This is a genomic window from Neobacillus sp. GCM10023253 (assembly GCF_042653105.1).
Taxonomy (GTDB): Bacteria; Bacillota; Bacilli; order Bacillales; family Cytobacillaceae; genus Neobacillus; species Neobacillus citreus.
This window is the reverse complement of record NZ_JBHSHV010000028.1, coordinates 101,938-121,407: the sequence shown is the minus strand read 5'-3', so window position 1 is coordinate 121,407 and position 19,470 is coordinate 101,938. Positions and strand designations below refer to the sequence as shown.

Here is a 19,470-nt window from a genome sequence, read left to right as displayed (position 1 = left end):
AGTGGTAAAAAAGAGGTTATATCTTGAACTGGAAAATTGCATAGGATGCCGTTCCTGTTTGGCTGCTTGCACACAGTGCGGCGGACACGAACAGCGCAACCGCAACTATGTTTACGATGTAAATCCGCTTAAGAACCGGCAGACGATGCCTTTAATGTGCCTTCACTGTGTGAATCCGGCATGTGCGCGCAGTTGTCCAGCCCAAGCGATCCAAATCCATGAAACAGGAGCCGTCCTTTCGGCTCTTGTGGAAAAATGTATCGGCTGCCAAAACTGTACAATTGCCTGCCCATATGGAATACCGAAGTTCGATACAGAGCAGAATTTAATGTATAAGTGTGACCTATGTATTGACCGCACCAAGGACGGTATCCCGCCAATGTGCGCGAGCGTATGTCCGTCCAATACACTTCAATGGTTAACAGACGAAGAAATCGAAGCAAAACAAAAGCAATTTAATCTTGATAATGGCAAATGGGTAACCAGCATGCCATATTTAGAAGGCGAAACTAACGTACGTGTGAATCTCCCTGGAATCCTGCAGGGCGTCACTAAACTGTTCTAGGAGGGATTACCATGAGCGATAAAAATAATAAAATCCCGTTCAATGAAGATAACTATACCCACAATATTAATAGAAATAACGAACGAAAGTTGGACCGCCGCGGTTTCATGAAGACCTTGGTTGGTGCCGCTGGAGTGTTCGCCGTTTCATCACTTCCTTGGGGAGTCATGGCGGCAAAGGAGCTCAACCGCTTAGAAGATAAAAAATATCCGAAACATAAAATTGCTGATTTAGATAAGGTTCCTGTAGGTGACGCTGTTGATTTTCATTTTCCTGGCGAACACGACAGCGCCATTCTAATTCGCATATCGGAAAAGAAATTTGTCGCGTACCAAAATGCCTGCACACACCTGCGTTGTCCTGTTTTTTGGCAAAAGGATGAAGGCGAGATGCTATGTCCTTGCCATCACGGAAAATTTGATGTTGAAACAGGCGCACCAATTGCCGGCCCGCCAAGACGTCCATTGCCTGAAATCCATGTGAAAGTGGAAAACGGCGCTGTCTATGCCGTGGGGGTGAAGCGTTATGAAGCGTAGTTATATCCCTGTCGGCCTGCTGCTTGTGGTGCTGATGTTAAACATTATTTTTACACAATACATGGTGCATCAATATTTTTACGAAAATTACACAAACACCATCATCGCTGCTGTTGTGAATGTTGTCTTATTCCCAGTTGCATTCATCATTTATAAAAAAGGTGTGAATGTCAATGACTAGTGAAACGTATATTGATTTCTGCTTTGTTCGCCCGCAGGCCGGTGGATTTTCTGGGGAGATTGACGAACTGCTGAAATCGCTGTTTGCCAAGAAACGTTTAAATTGGTATCTCGAAGAAAAGGTCGTTGAAGGTGCCGAAATGGTGATTGCTGAAATTAAAGGGATGAGCAGTTGGGTGTCCGAGGACGAAACGATTAAGTTTATCGAGGAAAACGCGGGAGAGAAGTTTTGGGAGTACCTGCAAGGCTACAAGATGTTCATCTACCCTGTTGAGAGAGGGTGTAATAGCTGTGGCGTCCATTGATATCAAGAAAATACAGGAGCGTTTCGCCGGTGCTGAAGTTGAAATTGCCATTCAGGACCGGGATGGCGGGGACCAGGCCCCTGTGGTGAGCAAATCGATAAAAAAGGTTCAGCTTTGCCCGGATGGAACTCATCTCCGCTTCTATTTTGATGATTTTTACTTTTTGGCAGTGCCTTTGGCAAGCCAAGTAACGGAGTCTGCTGGTTTGTGGTCGGCTGCCGATGAGGAAAGTGGTTTAACCTATACGTTTAAAAAGGTTCAGGTCTTCTAGGAGAACCTGAATTTTTTTATAAGCTTTTTAAATCACCAATAGGTTTAAAATTAGACTTGAGATATATTTAAATTGAGAATTAGAAGACAGGAGGGCAGGTAAAAATGGATTCATTAAAAACAAACCCTAATGTTTGCACATATATTATTGACTCCCAAGAAGAGGAAATCAAAAGAATTGCGCATGAACTGCATGAAGGGGTCGGCCAGAACTTATATAGTATTTTAACAGGATTACAGTTTCTCGCGTCAGGAGAACAGGACTCGTCTAAGAAAAGCTACATGAGGGAAATGAACCTGCTGATTGAAAAAACAATCCAGGAAATTAGATTGCTCTCCGTCGAACTCCATCCGCCTGCCCTGACAACACTTGGATTGTTACCGGCCATGAGAAGCTATATTGGATGTTATACCTCTACATTTGGCATAATCGTGGAGTTAGAGTCCAGCGGTGAGGGAAAATTAATCGCGGAAAAACAACGGATTGCCGTATTTCGTGTATGTCAGGAAGCATTAACCAATATTGCAAAGTACGCAGATACAGCCATTGTAAAAATGAACTTTTTCTGGAAAGAATCTGAACTAAAGATTACCATCCGTGATTTCGGGAAAGGATTCCAGCCTGAAGAGTTCCAAGGAAATGAACCTTCTTCAGGGCTCGCGGCGATGAAGGAAAGAATGCTTCTGATTGGCGGTGAGTGTGTGATATCCTCTAGAATAGGAGAAGGAACATCGATAGAAATATCTCTTCCATTATCGAATTAAAGGGGAGTTTACATTGATAAGAATTCTGTTGGTAGATGACCATGCCGTGGTAAGAAGCGGCCTGAAAATGCTGCTGCAAACGAATCCTGAAATGGAAGTAGTCGGAGAAGCATCTGAAGGCAATGAAGGCATCAAAAAAGCGTTGAAGCTAAAACCGAATGTGGTTGTCATGGACCTTAGCATGCCGCATGGAAAAGACGGCCTTACCGCAACAATGGAATTAAAAAAGCAAATGTCTGAAGTGAATATTTTAATTTTAACGATGCATGATGACGAGGAATACCTGTTCAGAGCCATCCAAGGCGGCGCCAGCGGCTGTATTTTAAAAAGCGCCCCGCATGATGAATTAATGTCGGCAATTGAATCTGTGGCTAAAGGAGATGCCTACTTGCATCCGTCTGCACAAAAACGCCTGATGGAGGAATACTTAGCAGGCGTAAAACAGGATGGCAATGATACGTACAATCTGTTGTCCGAGCGGGAAAAAGAAGTGCTTACTCTTATTGCCAAAGGATACGCTAATAAAGAGATTGCCGAACAGTTGGTCATCAGTGTCAAAACGGTCGAAACCCATAAAAGCAATCTGATGGAAAAATTGCAAATGAAAACCAGGCCTGAGCTGGTCGAATATGCCGTTAGGAAGGGGCTATTGGGATATGGCATTTAAGGAGAACGTGCGTAGATGTCAGAGTTAAGGGAACTCCCAGAATTGTTTATAGTTTGTGAGCGGTTAAGAGCTGAGATCGGCTGCGATTTTGTCGGGCTTGCCCTGCAAAATGAATCAGGTCCTGATGTCAGGTGGCATTACGCTTCCGGAAATTTAAACGATAAATACAAACGAATAACGGTCCGTTTCGGAAAAGGAATCGCAGGAAAAATTATATCAAGCGGCAGCCCTATGATGATTACAAATTTTCCAAACTCCATCATAGGAAAAGTGACGGATTATCCCATTAATCTTGCTGAAAAACTTGTGGCTACCTATGCGGTCCCTTTATTTTTTAGTGGCATACCAAAGGGAGTGCTCCTTATCGGAAAAAGAGAGGAGTACTTCTTTGCAGAAGAGGAGCAGGAAAAGGTGGCTGAATCTGCCCAAGCTCTCGAACAGCTATTAAAGGAGCATTTATTTTGATGCGGGGGATGGAAATGGACAAGGATTTACAGCAAACAAGAAATGAATTGACGGATTACAAATTTGCCCTTGATGCCTCCTCAATTGTTGCCATCACCGATGCGAGGGGGATGATTACATATGTTAACGACCAGTTTTGCCTAATATCTAAATTTTCAAGGGAAGAACTGATTGGGCAGGATCACCGTATCATCAATTCGGGACATCATTCAAAAGAATTTTTTAAAGAGATGTGGAGAACGATTGGCAGCGGTCAGGTGTGGAAGGGCGAGATTTGTAATAAAGCCAAAGACGGGACCTATTATTGGGTCGATACGACGATTGTTCCTTTTTTAAATGATAAGGGCAGGCCGTATCAGTATTTGGCAATACGTTATGAAATTACTGAACGCAAGCGGGTCGAGCAGGAACTGCAAAAAATGATGGCACGGATCATCGATGTCCAAGAGGAGGAGAGAAAGCGTTTTTCACGGAATCTTCATGACGGAATCGGACAAAACCTCTACAGTCACCTGATTACCATTAACCGCCTTTTGTCGGAGATGGACCATTCGCTCTTGCAGCAGATGCAGGAGGAAGCTACCCAATTAATTGAAGAAATCCGGGAAATCTCTTGGGAACTGAGGCCTTCTGTCTTGGATGACCTAGGTTTAATTCCGGCGATTCGCTCTTATCTTTCTCGGTATTCCAATCATTATAATATTGACGTCTATTTCGATTGCGCGTTAAACCGGCGCCTTGACATCAGCATTGAATTGACGATTTACCGAATTATCCAGGAAGCACTGACAAACATTCGTAAATATGCCGAGGTTTTGGATGCTTCCGTAACAGTTAGGGAAATGGACAATGTTGTCCGAGTAATGGTTGAAGATAAGGGGAAAGGGTTTGATCTGGGGAATCAGTCTCCAGGAGTCGGGCTGTTCAGTATGGATGAACGGGCTCGTTCAGTCGGCGGCACCTTGTCGATTAATACTGAACCGGGGATTGGCACGAAAATCATTCTGGAAGTGCCGATATCCAAGGATTAAAGAATGTGGGTTTAAGTATATCAGCGGATTTTTCGGTTATATCAGCGAATCGTCCGTTTATATATGCGAATTAAATAATCAGAATGATATAAAAGGCTGCCCCGAAAAGCGGGGCAGCCTCTTTATTGTTAAAGTTTAAACGAACTCTTCAAGGAAACAATCCTATTAAACACAAGCTTTTCACCATACGCGGTATCCTTAGGATCAACATTGAAATAACCATGCCGGAAAAATTGAAATTTGTCATGCGGCTGGCATTCCTTCATGTTTGGCTCAACATAGCCTTGGTGCACTTCCAGCGAATTTGGATTCACTTTATCAAGGAAAGTCGCGCCTTCATCTTCCTCTGTCTCGTCTAAAATCAGCGGTTCGTAAAGACGGAACTCAGCAGGAACGGCATGTGCCGCTTCGACCCAGTGAATAGTTCCTTTTACTTTTCGGCCAGTAAAGCCCGTACCGCTCTTTGTTTCAGGATCATAGGTGCAGCGCAGTTCAACCACTTTGCCATCTGCATCCTTGACAATTTCCTCGCATTTAATGAAATACGCATGCTTCAGACGGACCTCATTGCCAGGGAAGAGGCGGAAGTACTTTGCTGGCGGGTTTTCCATAAAATCATCCTGCTCAATGTAAATCTCACGGGAGAATGGAATTTTCCGCATCCCCATATCCGGATTTTCCGGGTTGATTTCCGCATCCAAAAGCTCAATTTGTCCCTCTGGATAGTTGGTGATGACCACTTTTAATGGATTAATAATACCCATTGTCCGCGGCGCCTTTAATTTTAAATCCTCGCGGACGAAGTGCTCGAGCATTTCCACATCAACTGTAGCATTATTTTTGGTAACAGCCGTTTCACGAACAAACGCCCGGATAGACTCAGGGGTGAAGCCTCTTCTGCGCATTCCGGAAATGGTCGGCATACGTGGGTCATCCCAGCCATCAACAAACCCTTCATCAACTAGCTGCTTCAGCTTCCGCTTGCTCATTACGGTATTGGTTAAATTCAAGCGGCCAAATTCGATTTGCTGCGGTGTGTTCTCCATCTCACATTGTTCAACAACCCAATTATAAAGTGGACGCTGATCCTCGAATTCAATCGTACAGATAGAGTGGGTAACTCCTTCAATCGCATCCTCGAGCGGATGAGCGAATGCATACATCGGATAGATACACCATTTATCGCCTGTATTATGATGTGTGGCGTGAGAAATGCGGTAAATAACCGGGTCGCGCAGGTTAATATTTGGCGAAGCCATATCGATTTTCGCACGTAACACCTTTTCACCGTTACTAAACTCACCAGCACGCATCCGTTCAAATAAGTCAAGATTCTCTTCGATGGAACGGTCCCGATACGGGCTTTCCTTACCAGGCTCAGTCAGTGTTCCTCGGTATTCACGAATTTCATCTGCACTTAAGTCATCAACGTAAGCAAGCCCTTTTTTGATTAGCAGGACAGCGCGGTTGTACATTTCCTCAAAATAGTTGGAGGCAAATAATAAGTCGTCCCATTCAAAGCCGAGCCATTTGACGTCCTCTTTGATAGAGTTTACATATTCAATATCTTCTTTTAATGGATTCGTGTCATCAAAGCGCAAGTTAGTCAGTCCGTTAAAATCATCCGCCAAGCCAAAATTTAAGATGATGGATTTGGCATGGCCAATATGTAAATAGCCGTTTGGCTCAGGCGGGAAGCGGGTCACGATTTTGTCGTGCTTGCCTGATTCCAAATCTTTTATCATTATATCCTTAATAAAGTTAGATGTTTGATTATCCATCCTTTTCAACCTCTTTCATCGTATCTACTTATTATTCATAACATAAATACTGATATTTTTCCATTGTTCCCATCATTTCATCCGAAAAACAGGTATAAAGAAGGTTAACGAAAAAAAGATGCCGGCGGATCTAAGGCCCGCTGGCATCTACTTTTTAATTAAGAAGCTTTTTCTAATTGTAATTCCTCATTCGAAGAGGATGAACGACTTAATTTTTCCAAAACAACCCCGGCCAAACCCCCGGCCAAAGCTGGAACAACCCAGCCTAAACCAACAGAGGCAAATGGAAGATTGCTCATTAAATGGTTTAGAACGCTCGACTCAAGACCAAACATTTTTAAGCCGTCATACAGGCTGACAAGTCCAGTCAGCAGCATGGCTCCTGCGTATACCTTATGGGAACCGCCGAAGAAGCGATGGCAGAATGCCAGTACGACAAGAACGATTGTTAATGGGTATGCCATTACAAGGAATGGAACAGAAACGGCGATAATTTGGTTCAAGCCTAGGTTAGCAATCAAGAAACTAAGAATCGTTACAGCAGTTACGACAAAACGGTAGCTTAGCTTTGGCAGTATTTTTGAAAAATATTGACCGCAAGCGATTGTCAAGCCGACACAGGTTGTAAAGCAAGCGAGTGTAAAAATTAGACCAAGCAGAACCTTGCCGCTGCTGCCTAAGACAATAGTAGAAGCAGTTGATAACAATGCTGTACCGTTATCAAATGTTCCGTAAGCCGCCATTTTTGCACCAAGGAACCCGATAGCAACATATACAAGTGCCAGTGCCACACCAGCAACGATCCCCGTTTTAAGAGTGTAAGCTGTTAATTGTTTCTTCTCAGTTACACCTTTTTGTTTCAACGCAGTTAAAATAACAATTCCAAACGCTAGTGCTGCTAAGGCATCCATGGTGGAATAACCATCGATAAAGCCTTTGAAAAGGGACGCTGTTTGATACGTTTCAGACGGAGCCTGAAGCGGTTTATCAAGTTTTGCAAATCCTAATACACACAAAACAACAATTGACAATAATAATGCAGGTGTGATGATGCGGCCCATATAGTCGACCACTTTTGATGGATTTAAGCTTAATAAATAAACAAGTAAAAAGAATACTGCCGTAAAACCGAATAAGAGAACGGTCTGGCCGACAGATACATTTCCCAAAAACGGCTTGAAGCCCATTTCAAACGCGACATTGGCGTTGCGTGGAACCCCGAAGAATGGTCCGATTGATAAATAGACAACGATTGTAAAAATGGTCCCGAACCATGGATGAACACGGTTGCCTAAAGTATTAGCGCCGTCCTTTACAAGGGAAATTGCAACCAAAACAAGTAAAGGCAATCCAACCGCTGTTACAACAAACCCGGTAATCGCCGGCCAGAAGGAAGTTCCTGCGCCCATTCCCAAAAAGGGTGGGAAAATGAGGTTGCCTGCACCAAAAAACATTGAAAATAGCATGAGTCCAACAAATAGTGTGTCTTTCTTTTTCATAACTCTCTCTCCCTTTTGACGATTTTCTAAAAACAATACAAAAAGCCCGTCCCTATGGATAGGGACGAGCATGCTCGCGTTACCACCCTACTTCCGCAACACAAAAAAACAGTTGCGGCTCTCGATCAACGTACCATCATACGTGTCCTATTGTAACGGCAGGCGGTCCGGCAGAGCTTACTTGGTTTTTCAGCCCTGCATCTCGGAGATGATTTTCACTTGCGTCCTGACACCGGCTTTCACCACCCGCCGGCTCTCTAAAGTCTAAGAATTACAAGCTACTCTTCTCGTCATCGATTTTGAAGTTTCTAAAAAGTCGAAATAAATTTTATAGATTGATTATATTATACTTCAATAATATTTCAAGTACTTTTTTAAAAAAAAATTATTTGACGGAATTTAGTCGCTAATTTGACAGCTTTATGAATTACCTAAATGCGATGATTAAAATCACATATCCATATTTTCCTGTTCCTTATAGTTAAGATATGAGGAACGGAGGGAACTTTATGAAGTCAAAAGCCTGGTATAGGAAACAGTTGAAACGAAAGCCTGTTCAAATAACTCGATATGCTGTTCAAGCTATTTTCCTGTTATTTTTGTTATACGTTGGACTAAGATTCTATCAGTTTTATATGCACTTTGAAACGCTTGGGGAAAAGCCTTTTGTTGAGCGTCCATCGGCAGTCGAGGGGTTTCTTCCAATCAGCGCCTTGGTAGCGTTGAAGGTTTGGCTGACAAGCGGCGAATTTGATATGATTCACCCGGCCGGACTTGTCTTATTTGCCTTTTTTATCGGTTCGGGGCTTATCTTTCGCAAATCGTTTTGCAGTTGGTTCTGTCCGGTTGGAACCGTCAGTGAAATAACTGCTTGGTTTGGACGAAAGCTTTTTAAAAAGAATTTTGAGATACCAACTTGGCTGAGTTGGATTTTAACTCCGTTAAAATATTTGCTCCTGTACTTTTTCATCAGTATGATTCTTGCGATGCCGACGTTTGAGGCAAAGGCATTTTTAGATGAACCGTATAATAAAATTTCTGATGTAAAAATGCTGCTGTTCTTTTTAAACATCGGCGGTTTTGCTTTGAAGGTCATCTTAGTAATTTTTGTCCTGTCCTTATTCTTCAGAAACTTCTGGTGCCGCTTCCTGTGCCCATATGGCGCAATGATCGGCCTTGGCTCCCTGTTCAGAATTACAAAGGTGCGCCGTAATGAAGATACCTGTACGAACTGTGAAATGTGTACAAAGGTTTGTCCGCAAAGAATCAAGGTTCATACCAAAAAGGTTGTCGCTTCGCCAAATTGCAATGCCTGCATGTCCTGTGTGGAGGCTTGCCCAATTAAAGATACATTGAACATGACGGTAGTGAACAAAAAGGTAAATAAATGGTTCATTCCTGTTGGCTTTCTTGCATTGTTTTTCATAGTTGTCGTTGTCGCAAAACTAACCGGTCACTGGGATACGATTATTACCTATAAAGAATGGCAGCAATTGATTCCGGATGCGAACTATGTTGGCCACTAAAAGGCCCGTCTTTTTTGAAAAACTGTTTCTTGTTAAATAGAAAAATATCTTTTAAAATTAAGACAACTCATATGAACAGGTATTAAATAGATTGGACTGATTTATTGATGCTTTTTGTTACGGAAATGCCAAAGGAAGCGAAGGAAAAAATCCTTTATTCCTCACTAGTTCTATTTACCAATGAGGGGTATAAAAACACCTCAGTTCTTGATATTGTCGAGATGGCAAGAGTCTCAAAAACAACCTTTTACCAGCATTTCAACAGCAAGGAAGAATTATTGGCCAGCCTCTTTGACGTGGTGGCAACCGAAATACTTCAAGAGGTAAGCCTGGCCATTGACAAAGAAACCCGGACAGCTTATAAGGCGTACGTTGGTATCCGCCGCTATATCGAGATTTGTTTTACTGATGTAAAAGTGGCCAATTTAATGCTGGTGGAGTCAGTCGGTGTTTCCCAAGACGTCGAGATGGCTAGAAGTGAGGCCCACCGCCGATTTGCGCAGCTGATGTTTCAAACAGTCCGAGGCTACCTTCCTGAAACTGCTTCCGAGACAGAACTACATATCGTATCCCAGGCCATGATTGGAGCTATAAATGAAGTAGTCGTACAAAACTATAAAGGAAAAGATGACAGTCCTTACCATTATGATGATTTAGCCCGGCTTCTAAATCGAATAGTTATCGCAGCATTCGTTAATTTAACCAATTAACGGGTGCTTTTTTTTTGCATTCTTGCCCGAATACAGAGGAAAACAACATATCATAGGGGGGATGTCGAATAGTATCGAAATTTTTCGGTTGTACAATACGAGTACGTATTGGTATCATAAAAATATCTGAAAATTCAGCACTACCCATTCAAAGGAGGAAAAGTGGATCATTTTCTTTTAAATATAACGATGATATGTAAAGACTGCTTTGACACAGAACAGAACAGAACCTTCTGGGCGGAGAAGAATATGATACTAATAATGCTTCCGGACCGCTAATACTTTATATCTATTTTAGGAGGGATTAATCATGTCAAAAACAATTGAAGAATATTCTTTAGCAGATTTAATGAAAAAAATTGAGGAAACATTAAATGGGAATTCCGGTCCGATTGAAGGCCTCCAAGCAACCTATCAATTTGATATAACCGGCGATGATGTCGGCACATACCAGCTTCAATTCAAGGATGGCAAGTCAGCGGTCAAGGAAGGCTCTGTAACACCAGCGGACTGTACTTTGATTATGTCTTTGAAAAGTTTCCACCAATTCATGCTCGGCAAATTAAACGGCACGATGGCATTCATGACCGGCAAGCTGAAAATTAAAGGGGATATGGGTAAGGCCTTAAAGATTGAAAGCATTCTTCGTCAATATAACGTAAAAGACAGTTTGTAAGATTAAGCGGCCCGGTAATTTACCGGGTTTTCTTTAAAATCTAAATTTGATAGGAGGTTGCCAATGAAGGCGAATAATCTAGTGGAAGTCGTTGCCCGCACTGCCCACCGCTACGCTGATAAGGATGCATTTTTATGGAAGCAGAATGGGAAATGGCATGGAATCAGCTATTTTACCTTTTGGGAAAAAGTGAAACAGGTGGCAGCAGGCCTTGCCCATCTTGGTGTAAAACGAAATGATAAGATTGCGATATTATCAGAAAATAACCCCTACTGGCCGGTAGCTGATTTGGCCATTTTAAGTCTAGGAGCTGTCAGCGTGCCCATCCACTCAACGCTTCCAAATGACCAGGTCGAGTATATATTAAATAATGCTGATTGCACCTTTATTTTTGTTCAAGATGAAAACTATTTAAAAAAAGTGCCTCAAAATGGGAGCGTTCCCATGAAAACGGCGCTTATCTTCACACCTACGAACTTCACCGATACAGACACCCTTCTATCACTGCAGCATTTGGCCCAACTTGGTTCTGTAAACCCGTTAGATAATTGGGAATCAATTTGGGACGAATTGACCAGGGACGACCTCGCCACGATTATCCACACGTCAGGAACAACAGGCAACCCGAAAGGAGCAATGCTGTCACACGGCAATATACTGGCTAACATCGAAGGAGTTCAATTCTGGGTGCTTGAGGCAAGACCATCCGATGTGATGCTTTCCCATTTGCCGCTATCACACGTGTTTGAGCGGATGGCCGGACAATTTATGCCATTATCAGTGGGCTCAACCATCGCTTATGCTGAAGGAATCGAAAAGGTTCAAGAAAACCTTTTGGAGGTCAGGCCAACTGTGTTAGTCAGCGTTCCGCTCCTGTTTGAACGAGTCTATGCAACTGCCCAGAGAATGGTCGAATCCGGTACGCCATTACGGAAGAAAATATTTAAATGGGCAATTGGAGTGGGTTTGAAAAAATACGAGCATTATTTAAGCAAAAGCTTTGATGATTTCATGAAAGAAGGCTTCCTGCCTAAAGAAATCAAGCGCAGCTGGAAGATTGCCAATGCCCTTGTCTACAACAAGGTTAAAGCTAAGCTTGGAGGCAGAGTAAGAGGGCTTATTTCTGGAGGAGGTGCTTTAAATCCAGAAATCGGCAAGTTCTTCTGGGCTGTCGATATTCCAGCACTTGAAGGCTACGGTCTGACGGAAACGGCGCCTGTCGTCTGTACAAATCCGATGGTCCGTTCCAAGGTAGGGACTGTTGGCAAACCGCTTCCGAATTTGGAGATTAAAATTGCTCCGGATGGTGAGGTATTGGTCAAAGGTCCAAGTGTTATGAAGGGTTATTACAAGAATGAAGAAGCGACCGCAGAGGTATTCGAAGATGGCTGGTTTAAAACCGGGGACATCGGCAGTATCGATGAGGAAGGCTATTTAAAAATTGTCGACCGGAAAAAGCGGATTATTGTCCTGACGACCGGAAAGAATGTCGCCCCGCAGCCAGTTGAAAATGCGATGACTCAAAGTATTTATATATCTAATGCAGTTCTTGTTGGCCAGGACAAAAAGTATGTCATTGCCTTAATCACCCCAAGCCTGGAGAATCTTTTGCCATGGGCAGAAAAGAAAGGGCTTTCCAGAAATATCGAGCAGCTGTTAAGGGAGCCGGAAGTGCAGCACTTGTTATTAAAGGAAGTGGCCAAATTTACGAAAAAGTTTGCCAAGTATGAACAGCCAAAAAAGGTTGTCATTATTGGTAAGGAGTGGACAGTTGATGATGGTGAACTGACCCCGTCTTTAAAGGTCCGCCTGCCGGAAATTCAGAAAAAATACAAGGACGTTATCGAACATGCCTACGCGGAGGAAAGCTTTATGGATATGCGGATTGCCGCTAATGAGGCGGCAGTTGGCTTATCAGTAAGCCATGAGCGAAGCGGTGGCCATTAAAAAAAAGCGTGAACCACATTCAGTGGTTCACGCTCATTTTATTTTGGCTATTAAACAGCCAGCATTAAAGCTAAATATCCAGCAAGGATAAATAGGATACTCATGATAATGGACATCATTTTTGGCGCCTTTTTGGTAAAGCTTAAGACGATCATTCCCAAAAAAATGAATGCTAATATGAAAAGTCCAACTGACATAAGACCTGGTGAAAAATGCAGCGGAAATGTACCCTTGCCATCATGAAAAAAGGTATAGAGCGGTGAGTATCCAGACTCAGAAAGTGTTGTTTGGATATTATGCGGCGGCGATTCCTGGCCAAGTGCCCCCGTCATTGAAAAGATCAGTAACACGACAACACTTTCAAGCCGCACCCAAGGCCGCGGATTAAATGCCGCGTCACTTGATAGTTTTTTCCGAATCAGGATGCTGTTAATAAAAGCAAATGCCAAAAGTGGAGCAATGGCTAAATGTTTAAGCAAAAGCGCCTGTCCCCAAGATAAGGACCACGAATTGACATAGTCGCCTTCATTCATCGTATAGCTCATCAGGTCAAATCCTGTCAGGGCAATCAAGACTATACAAGCCCCTGCCACAGGGGTAAACCACTTTAAGAACCGCTGCCAATTATCATGATTTTTTGAAAACCAGCCGACCGTAACAAGAATTCCTATCCATGTGCAAACGGCAAGAAAATGGGTCGAATGGGTGAAATAACCCTGCCATCCCGCAATGGAGCTGGCATGACTCGCTGAGCCTCGCACATTTATTAAAATGATGGTAAAGATAAGCCCTATAAAAGAAAAGATTCGCTTTTTCTCAAGGCGGATAGGTAATAAAAAAATCAACAGAATAAAGCTGATCACAGCAGTACGAACCCAAGACTTCCCAACCTCAAAGTTGAGAAGCACGGATTTAACGGTCATCCCTAACCCTAGGTCCTTATACAAATACAAAATGATTTTTAAAACCGGAACAAACGAAAGAAAAGCAACTCCGAGAGTTGCTGTCAGCAATAGACCTTTTGAGATTTTTATTTGAGGGAGTGCCGTTTCCGGAACAAGCTGTACAATAAAACTGCCTAACAATATGGAAAAGCACAAATAAAGTAAGGCTTCACTAAGGACATTCGCTATGAACATTAAGCACGCTTCCTTCTATATAGTAACCAGTAACTTCCCGCACCGACGACAATCAAGAGGCCGACTGAGGCAGGGATCACATAGTTTTTAAAGGTCGGTTGGTCTGTCTCAACATTCTTGGCCATAACAGCGGCACTCTTTGCTTTCTGTTCTTTTGCTACAGTATCGGCAGTTTTGTCTGCCTTTTCCGTTGATGCTTGCTCAGTAGAAGTGCCTTCTGTTGAAGCAGCAGCTTTTTGAACCTCAGGCAACTGCACCGTAAATGGAATATCGCCTTCTAATAAATGGCCGTCAATTCCGATAATCTTCCAATGTACAGTATATCCGCCGTTTTCTAATTTATCCGTTGGCGTTCCCACTAATTTATTGCCATCAACAGTAACCTGTGACAGAGGGACTTCAGTACCGTTTTGACTTTTCATTGTAAAGGTGCTGGTCTGTTCTAATTTTGTTTCAAAGGTAAGGGTAATTTCTTTAAGCTCCTGTGTTACCACCTCGCCATTTTTCGGAGAGGAATCTTCCAAATGGGAGTGTGCAAATACATTGGTTCCTAATAGAAAAAACAACATAGATACCATAAAGGAGATTTTTTTTATCATTATTTTCAACTCCATTATATTGTAAACTTCCTTGTTGTTCATTCTATCATTTTTCTTCCCATGAATATTATTTTGAAAGCATTGTTCACAAACATGTCAAATTATCAGTCTGTGTTTTCTATTTACTTATTAGTTTTAAAAAAAATTTGTTGACCTTGATTTGAATCAATTCGGTAAGTCAAAGAAAACGATATACTGATTTCAATTAATTAAATCAATATAAGGGAGAGCACGAATTATGTTTGAGATAGTTGATAAGAAAGCGGTCATGGATGTCCGGGAACGAATTGCTAAGGGGGAACATCCACGCCGAGAAATATTAAATTTTATTAAAGCAGCCCCAATTGGAACTATTTTTGAGATTCATCTGCCATTTCGGGCGGAACCGCTTATTGCGAATTTGCAGTCCTTGGGGATGAATGTCATTGTGAATGAGCTTGAACCAATGCATGTCCGCCTCATGTCCGTCAAACTTGATGAGTTTTAAGAGATCTCGGCAATTTTCTTAAGTTGTTCCGGCTCCAGAATCTGAATTTGCCTTGGACCGTCCAGCACAATCAGCTTTTGCTTCGCAAACGCCAAAAGCTTACGGCTGACCGATTCTGGAGTTGTGCCTATATAACTCGCTAAATCCCTTTTTGTGATGGGAAGCGTAAATGCCCCGCCTTCAGCCCGCTGTTTATCATGAAAACTGGCCAGACGCTGTTCCACTTCCATTAGACTTAATTGTCCCATAGATTCATCGGCTTCAAAAAGCCGGTCATTTAGGGCAAGCAAAAAGCGATAGGACAAATCCGCATTACTTTCCATTGTTTTCAGAAAATCCTTTTTATCAATGTAACAAATAACAGTAAGGGGCCCGGCAGCTTCCGCATCTACATAATGCTTATCATTTTTCAATAAGGAAAACAGCCCGAAAAAATCCCCTGGGAACAGCAAACGTACGATTTGTTCCTTTCCTTCCGCAGACATTTTAGTTAATTTAATCAATCCTTCATTAACTACAAATAAGGCTTCAGATTGTTCTCCATTGCGAAAAATGAATTCCCCTTTACTGAAGGATCGGCTCCTTGTTACCTTTTGCAAAATTTGCCGATCTACCTCATTCAACCCTTTAAAAACAGGTACAGACATGAGACATGAAGCTTCATGTGAGCAGGCATGTTCACAGCACATTCTAAGTCCACTCCTTTAACGACCATTTCTAATCCCATTTTATCTGGTTTCTAATCTGCTTGTAGTGATATCTATCAATACAATTTTTTTGATACAACGTTCTATTTTAAGAACAAAGCGTTCGTTTATCTGTTATAATAAATTTATCTTTGCCTTTATATATATCACGTATCGGCACATTACTTTGTAGAAAGACTGTATAGTGAAAGGTGGGCTAATGTGAGGCTTTGTTTTTTCTTGTTGGGTGCAGGGGCGTTGGATGCGCTTTTGACACATTTCGGAATATCTTTAGGAGTCGTGGAGGAGGGAAATCCTCTGATAAAGGCGGTCATTGAAAAAGGCTGGGAGTATTTTTACCTGATTAAAGTTTTCCTTCCCATTATGTTAATTGGTTTATATTATCTTAATCCCTTAAAGGGAAGGGTTCGTACCCTTTTAATTTCCGCTTGTGTTCTTTATTTTTCTGTGCTAATTTTCCATATGGTATGGATTCTCCTCTATTTCAATACTTCAGCCTAACCTTTGCCAACTAGACACTTGCAACTAATTGCGTTAGTATCAAATACAACATGAAAAATGATTTAGAAAAGGGAGTACAACATGTTAAATAATTTAAAGCCATTTTTACAAGAGGCATGGGAAAAGTCTGGATTTCAAACTGCCACCGTCGTTCAAGAACAGGCTGTTCCATTAATTCTAGAGGGAAAAGATGTGATTGCCGAATCGCCCACGGGAACCGGAAAAACTCTAGCCTATTTACTGCCATTGCTCAATCAAATAGATGCCGATGCACAGTCTCTTCAAGGGGTTGTACTGGCTTCCTCCCAGGAGCTGGTGATGCAGATTTTTCAAGAATTCCAAAAGTGGTCGGAAGGCAGCGGCATCAGGGGCACATCGATTATCGGCGGGGCCAACCTGAAACGCCAGCTTGAAAAATTAAAAAAGCGCCCGCATGTCATCTTTGCCACGCCAGGAAGGCTGCTCGAATTGATTAAGCAGAAAAAAGTGAAAATGCACGAGGTTAAAATGATTGTCCTAGACGAAGGCGACCAGCTGCTTATTCATGAGCATTTGGGCACAGTGCAAACTATTGTGAAATCCACGATGGCCGACCGGCAAGTCGTGTTGTTTTCTGCCACACTGTCGCCTGCAGTCGAAAAGACTGCTAGGGAATTAGCAAAAGAGCCAGAATTTATACGAGTTTCTCGGAATGATACGGCTTCAGCCGGTGGAGAAGTTGAGCATGTTTATTTTGTCAGCGAACGCCGTGACAAAATAAAATTGCTTGAAAAAATAGCCCGCCTTGAAGGCAGCAAGTCGCTTGCCTTTATCAATGATATCGGCGAACTCCAGGTGATGAAGGAAAAGTTCGATTTTAAAGACCTTTCAGTTGGAATATTACATAGTGAAATGAAAAAGCTAGACCGTCAGGCGATCCTGAAAGCGTTCCGTGATGGAAAGCTGAACATGCTGGTTGCTACCGATGTGGCGGCACGAGGACTGGATATTCAGGGGGTCACTCATGTTGTCCAGATTGACATGCCAAAAGATATTACCCAGTATATCCACCGCGCCGGCAGAACCGGAAGGATGGGAGCGGATGGCATGGTCATCTCACTGGTAACAGACCGGGAAGAGCGGGAATTAAAACAGTATGGCCGGGAATTAAAAGTGTCGGTTGAAAAAAGAATTTTCTATAGAGGGCAAATCGTGGCGGAGCAGCAGACGCTGCGGCGTTAGAGGGTTGTGGATTTTCCACAGCCTTTTTTTCATAATGGAAAAGGATTTTAGGTAACTTTCTTGAATAAATAAGAGGTGAAATTGGAGGGGAAACGTGATGCAAAGTCCAAAATTAAAAAAGTTTTTTGAAGAATGGCTTGAGGAAGTCACCATTAGTGAAATTCAAGAAAAATTAGAAAGCGGCGAGCTTACATCCAAGGAATTGGTCCTGTTATATTTAAAACGGATTTCAGTTTATGATAAGGAGATTCATTCGGTTCTGGAAATAAATCCAGATGCCTTACAGATAGCGGAAGCACTTGATGTAGAACGAAAAGTGAAGGGGCCGCGCAGTCAGCTGCATGGCGTTCCGATTTTAATAAAGGACAATATTGACACTCATGACAAAATGCATACCAGTGCCGGGTCGCTAGCTTTAAAGGATTCTATTGCCATGAAGGACTCCTATGTAGCCGAGCAATTACGCAAGGCCGGTGCGATTATTCTCGGAAAAACAAATATGACGGAGTGGGCCAACTTCATGGCGTATGGAATGAAAAGCGGCTATAGCTCGCGCGGCGGTCAGGTATTAAATCCGTATGGCCCAGGCAAATTTGATGTCGGCGGGTCGAGTTCGGGCTCGGGTGCTGCTGTGGCTGCCAATTTCACGGCAGTTGCGGTTGGGACGGAAACTTCTGGATCAATTTTAAATCCATCCTGTCAAAATTCACTAGTCGGCATTAAACCGACAGTCGGTTTGATTAGCCGGCGCGGGGTTATTCCGATTGCCCATACTCAGGATACAGCAGGACCGATGGCAAGAACGGTCGAAGATGCTGCGATTCTCCTGGGCGCCTTATGCGGCAGAGATGAGGCAGACCCAATTACGCTGACGAATCCGCTGGCCGGGGTCGATTTTTCAAAAAGTCTTCTTAAGGACGGTCTGGCAGGTAAAAGAATTGGCATCGCTGTTGATGGGTTCCTTGAGCTTTTAACGAAGGAAAAGCAAGAAGTCTTTCAGGCAGCGGTGGAGGCTTTGAAATCGTCTGGTGCGGAAGTCGTGGAGAAAATTGAAATTCCTTGCGCCAAAGCGGAATGGAAATATGATTTGTTAACCTATGAATTTAAGCCAGACCTGAATGCCTATTTGAATGGTTTACACCCATCCATTACAGTTCGCAGCTTGCGCGACTTGATTGCGTTTAACAAAGCGGATGAAGAGCGAATGCTGAAATATGGCCAGGCAGTGCTGCTTGAGTCTGAACGGACAAGCGGATCTTTAACAGAGTCCGCTTATGTGGATGCGTTGGAATTCGACTTATATCATTCGACAGAGCAAGGAATTGATTATGCTTTGGAAAAATATCGGTTGGATGCAATTGTTTTTCCAGGCGATGAAGGGTCGCACATCAGCGCCAAAGCGGGTTATCCATCCATCGCTGTGCCAGCTGGGTTTACTGTTAGTGGTGAGCCGGTGGGGGTCACGTTTGCCGGAACCGCCTACAGCGAACCTGTTTTGATTGAGGTGGCCTATGCCTTTGAACAGCTGACAAAATTAAGAAAAACACCTGTTTTAAGTTTAGAATAAGTCATTTTGTTTTCACTCATACTATCAATGACTTTTTAAAAAAGGAGCTGATTAGTGTGGGTAGAACGAAACTCGGCAACGCGAATGCCCAGCGTAATAACAACCGCAAGAAAGCCATGAAAACAAGCTCTGAATTGGTTGAATTTGAAACTGGCGAAGCTTTAAAACAGAACCGTCCGCACGGGAACCCTAGATAACTGAGATAAAAACGCCTCCCTTGAGCGACTGGGAGGCGTTTTTTAGGAGAAAAGTCGAATTGTAGATATCCACTGGAAATTTGTAGATATCTTTGAATTTTTGTAGATAACCGCTAATAATTTGTAGAT

At 42.8% G+C, this 19,470-nt stretch carries 23 protein-coding genes and 1 other annotated feature; of the genes, 18 read left to right on the top strand and 5 right to left on the bottom strand.

Annotated elements, in window-relative coordinates; genetic code table 11:
- The first annotated feature begins 1 nt into the window (after nucleotide 1).
- The 9 genes from ACFPA1_RS25830 to ACFPA1_RS25790 all read left to right on the top strand — a co-directional run bounded on the left by ACFPA1_RS25830 (nucleotide 2) and on the right by ACFPA1_RS25790 (nucleotide 4,784).
- On the top strand, nucleotides 2-565 hold the full coding sequence (locus ACFPA1_RS25830; protein ID WP_213118184.1) for a 4Fe-4S dicluster domain-containing protein: 564 nt from the start codon (nucleotides 2-4) through the stop codon (nucleotides 563-565).
- 11 nt (nucleotides 566-576) lie between these two features.
- Nucleotides 577-1,101 (top strand): Rieske (2Fe-2S) protein, encoded by a 525-nt coding sequence (locus ACFPA1_RS25825; protein ID WP_213146533.1) that lies wholly within the window; start codon nucleotides 577-579, stop codon nucleotides 1,099-1,101.
- On the top strand, nucleotides 1,091-1,282 hold the full coding sequence (locus ACFPA1_RS25820) for a hypothetical protein (protein WP_213146534.1): 192 nt from the start codon (nucleotides 1,091-1,093) through the stop codon (nucleotides 1,280-1,282). Before ACFPA1_RS25825 ends, ACFPA1_RS25820 begins: the two co-directional genes overlap by 11 nt.
- Complete coding sequence (locus ACFPA1_RS25815; RefSeq protein ID WP_213146535.1) at nucleotides 1,275-1,586, top strand: hypothetical protein; 312 nt, start codon at nucleotides 1,275-1,277, stop codon at nucleotides 1,584-1,586. The genes ACFPA1_RS25820 and ACFPA1_RS25815 overlap by 8 nt, the downstream gene beginning before the upstream one ends.
- Nucleotides 1,573-1,857 (top strand): hypothetical protein, encoded by a 285-nt coding sequence (locus ACFPA1_RS25810; protein WP_241113786.1) that lies wholly within the window; start codon nucleotides 1,573-1,575, stop codon nucleotides 1,855-1,857. Before ACFPA1_RS25815 ends, ACFPA1_RS25810 begins: the two co-directional genes overlap by 14 nt.
- Nucleotides 1,858-1,961: 104 nt before the next feature.
- On the top strand, nucleotides 1,962-2,621 hold the full coding sequence (locus tag ACFPA1_RS25805) for a sensor histidine kinase (protein ID WP_378587207.1): 660 nt from the start codon (nucleotides 1,962-1,964) through the stop codon (nucleotides 2,619-2,621).
- A gap of 13 nt (nucleotides 2,622-2,634) precedes the next feature.
- Nucleotides 2,635-3,288: a response regulator gene (locus ACFPA1_RS25800; protein ID WP_378587204.1), complete on the top strand. Its 654-nt coding sequence runs from the start codon at nucleotides 2,635-2,637 to the stop codon at nucleotides 3,286-3,288.
- Nucleotides 3,289-3,303: 15 nt separating this feature from the next.
- Nucleotides 3,304-3,753, top strand: coding sequence for a GAF domain-containing protein (locus tag ACFPA1_RS25795; protein ID WP_213146537.1), 450 nt, complete (start codon nucleotides 3,304-3,306; stop codon nucleotides 3,751-3,753).
- 14 nt (nucleotides 3,754-3,767) lie between these two features.
- Nucleotides 3,768-4,784, top strand: a complete 1,017-nt coding sequence (locus ACFPA1_RS25790; RefSeq protein WP_378587199.1) for a PAS domain-containing sensor histidine kinase — start codon at nucleotides 3,768-3,770, stop codon at nucleotides 4,782-4,784.
- Nucleotides 4,785-4,912: 128 nt separating this feature from the next.
- Here ACFPA1_RS25790 and ACFPA1_RS25785 read toward each other — a convergent pair whose 3' ends face one another.
- Both ACFPA1_RS25785 and brnQ read right to left on the bottom strand, forming a co-directional pair.
- On the bottom strand, nucleotides 4,913-6,565 hold the full coding sequence (locus ACFPA1_RS25785) for a glutamine--tRNA ligase/YqeY domain fusion protein (protein WP_213146538.1): 1,653 nt from the start codon (nucleotides 6,563-6,565) through the stop codon (nucleotides 4,913-4,915).
- 158 nt (nucleotides 6,566-6,723) lie between these two features.
- Nucleotides 6,724-8,064 (bottom strand): branched-chain amino acid transport system II carrier protein, encoded by a 1,341-nt coding sequence (brnQ, locus tag ACFPA1_RS25780; protein WP_378587196.1) that lies wholly within the window; start codon nucleotides 8,062-8,064, stop codon nucleotides 6,724-6,726.
- Nucleotides 8,065-8,121: 57 nt separating this feature from the next.
- Nucleotides 8,122-8,367 (bottom strand) — a binding site (T-box leader).
- Between the two features lie 206 nt (nucleotides 8,368-8,573).
- Between brnQ and ACFPA1_RS25775 the strand changes: the two genes are divergently transcribed.
- From ACFPA1_RS25775 to ACFPA1_RS25760, 4 genes are all read left to right on the top strand, one after another.
- A complete protein-coding gene (locus ACFPA1_RS25775) occupies nucleotides 8,574-9,590 on the top strand; it encodes a 4Fe-4S binding protein (RefSeq protein WP_213146540.1) in 1,017 nt (338 codons plus the stop codon).
- Nucleotides 9,591-9,697: 107 nt separating this feature from the next.
- Nucleotides 9,698-10,300 (top strand): TetR/AcrR family transcriptional regulator, encoded by a 603-nt coding sequence (locus ACFPA1_RS25770; protein WP_378587192.1) that lies wholly within the window; start codon nucleotides 9,698-9,700, stop codon nucleotides 10,298-10,300.
- A gap of 310 nt (nucleotides 10,301-10,610) precedes the next feature.
- On the top strand, nucleotides 10,611-10,976 hold the full coding sequence (locus tag ACFPA1_RS25765; protein WP_378587189.1) for an SCP2 sterol-binding domain-containing protein: 366 nt from the start codon (nucleotides 10,611-10,613) through the stop codon (nucleotides 10,974-10,976).
- Between the two features lie 63 nt (nucleotides 10,977-11,039).
- On the top strand, nucleotides 11,040-12,923 hold the full coding sequence (locus ACFPA1_RS25760; protein ID WP_378587186.1) for an AMP-dependent synthetase/ligase: 1,884 nt from the start codon (nucleotides 11,040-11,042) through the stop codon (nucleotides 12,921-12,923).
- A 50-nt stretch (nucleotides 12,924-12,973) separates the two neighbouring features.
- Here the strand turns inward: ACFPA1_RS25760 and ACFPA1_RS25755 are convergent, their stop codons facing one another.
- Together ACFPA1_RS25755 and ACFPA1_RS25750 are read right to left on the bottom strand one after the other, a co-directional pair.
- Nucleotides 12,974-14,062 carry a copper resistance D family protein gene (locus ACFPA1_RS25755; RefSeq protein WP_378587184.1) on the bottom strand — a complete coding sequence of 363 codons (1,089 nt, stop codon included), beginning with the start codon at nucleotides 14,060-14,062 and terminating at the stop codon, nucleotides 12,974-12,976.
- Nucleotides 14,062-14,661 (bottom strand): copper resistance CopC family protein, encoded by a 600-nt coding sequence (locus ACFPA1_RS25750; protein ID WP_378587181.1) that lies wholly within the window; start codon nucleotides 14,659-14,661, stop codon nucleotides 14,062-14,064. Before ACFPA1_RS25750 ends, ACFPA1_RS25755 begins: the two co-directional genes overlap by 1 nt.
- A gap of 238 nt (nucleotides 14,662-14,899) precedes the next feature.
- Here ACFPA1_RS25750 and ACFPA1_RS25745 point away from each other — a divergent pair, with 238 nt between their 5' ends.
- Nucleotides 14,900-15,148, top strand: coding sequence for an amino acid decarboxylase (locus ACFPA1_RS25745; protein WP_378587178.1), 249 nt, complete (start codon nucleotides 14,900-14,902; stop codon nucleotides 15,146-15,148).
- Here the strand turns inward: ACFPA1_RS25745 and ACFPA1_RS25740 are convergent.
- Nucleotides 15,145-15,837, bottom strand: a complete 693-nt coding sequence (locus tag ACFPA1_RS25740) for a Crp/Fnr family transcriptional regulator (RefSeq protein WP_378587175.1) — start codon at nucleotides 15,835-15,837, stop codon at nucleotides 15,145-15,147. The genes ACFPA1_RS25745 and ACFPA1_RS25740 overlap by 4 nt on opposite strands.
- Before the next feature lie 219 nt (nucleotides 15,838-16,056).
- Between ACFPA1_RS25740 and ACFPA1_RS25735 the strand changes: the two genes are divergently transcribed.
- The 4 genes from ACFPA1_RS25735 to ACFPA1_RS25720 all read left to right on the top strand — a co-directional run bounded on the left by ACFPA1_RS25735 (nucleotide 16,057) and on the right by ACFPA1_RS25720 (nucleotide 19,341).
- Nucleotides 16,057-16,356, top strand: a complete 300-nt coding sequence (locus tag ACFPA1_RS25735) for a DUF5658 family protein (protein WP_213146546.1) — start codon at nucleotides 16,057-16,059, stop codon at nucleotides 16,354-16,356.
- A gap of 81 nt (nucleotides 16,357-16,437) precedes the next feature.
- A complete protein-coding gene (locus tag ACFPA1_RS25730) occupies nucleotides 16,438-17,577 on the top strand; it encodes a DEAD/DEAH box helicase (protein WP_378587171.1) in 1,140 nt (379 codons plus the stop codon).
- A gap of 97 nt (nucleotides 17,578-17,674) precedes the next feature.
- The gene (locus ACFPA1_RS25725) at nucleotides 17,675-19,144 is read left to right on the top strand and encodes an amidase family protein (protein WP_378587168.1); all 1,470 of its coding nucleotides are present in this window, start codon (nucleotides 17,675-17,677) and stop codon (nucleotides 19,142-19,144) included.
- A 56-nt stretch (nucleotides 19,145-19,200) separates the two neighbouring features.
- Nucleotides 19,201-19,341, top strand: coding sequence for a hypothetical protein (locus ACFPA1_RS25720; RefSeq protein ID WP_213118169.1), 141 nt, complete (start codon nucleotides 19,201-19,203; stop codon nucleotides 19,339-19,341).
- Nucleotides 19,342-19,470 lie beyond the last annotated feature (129 nt).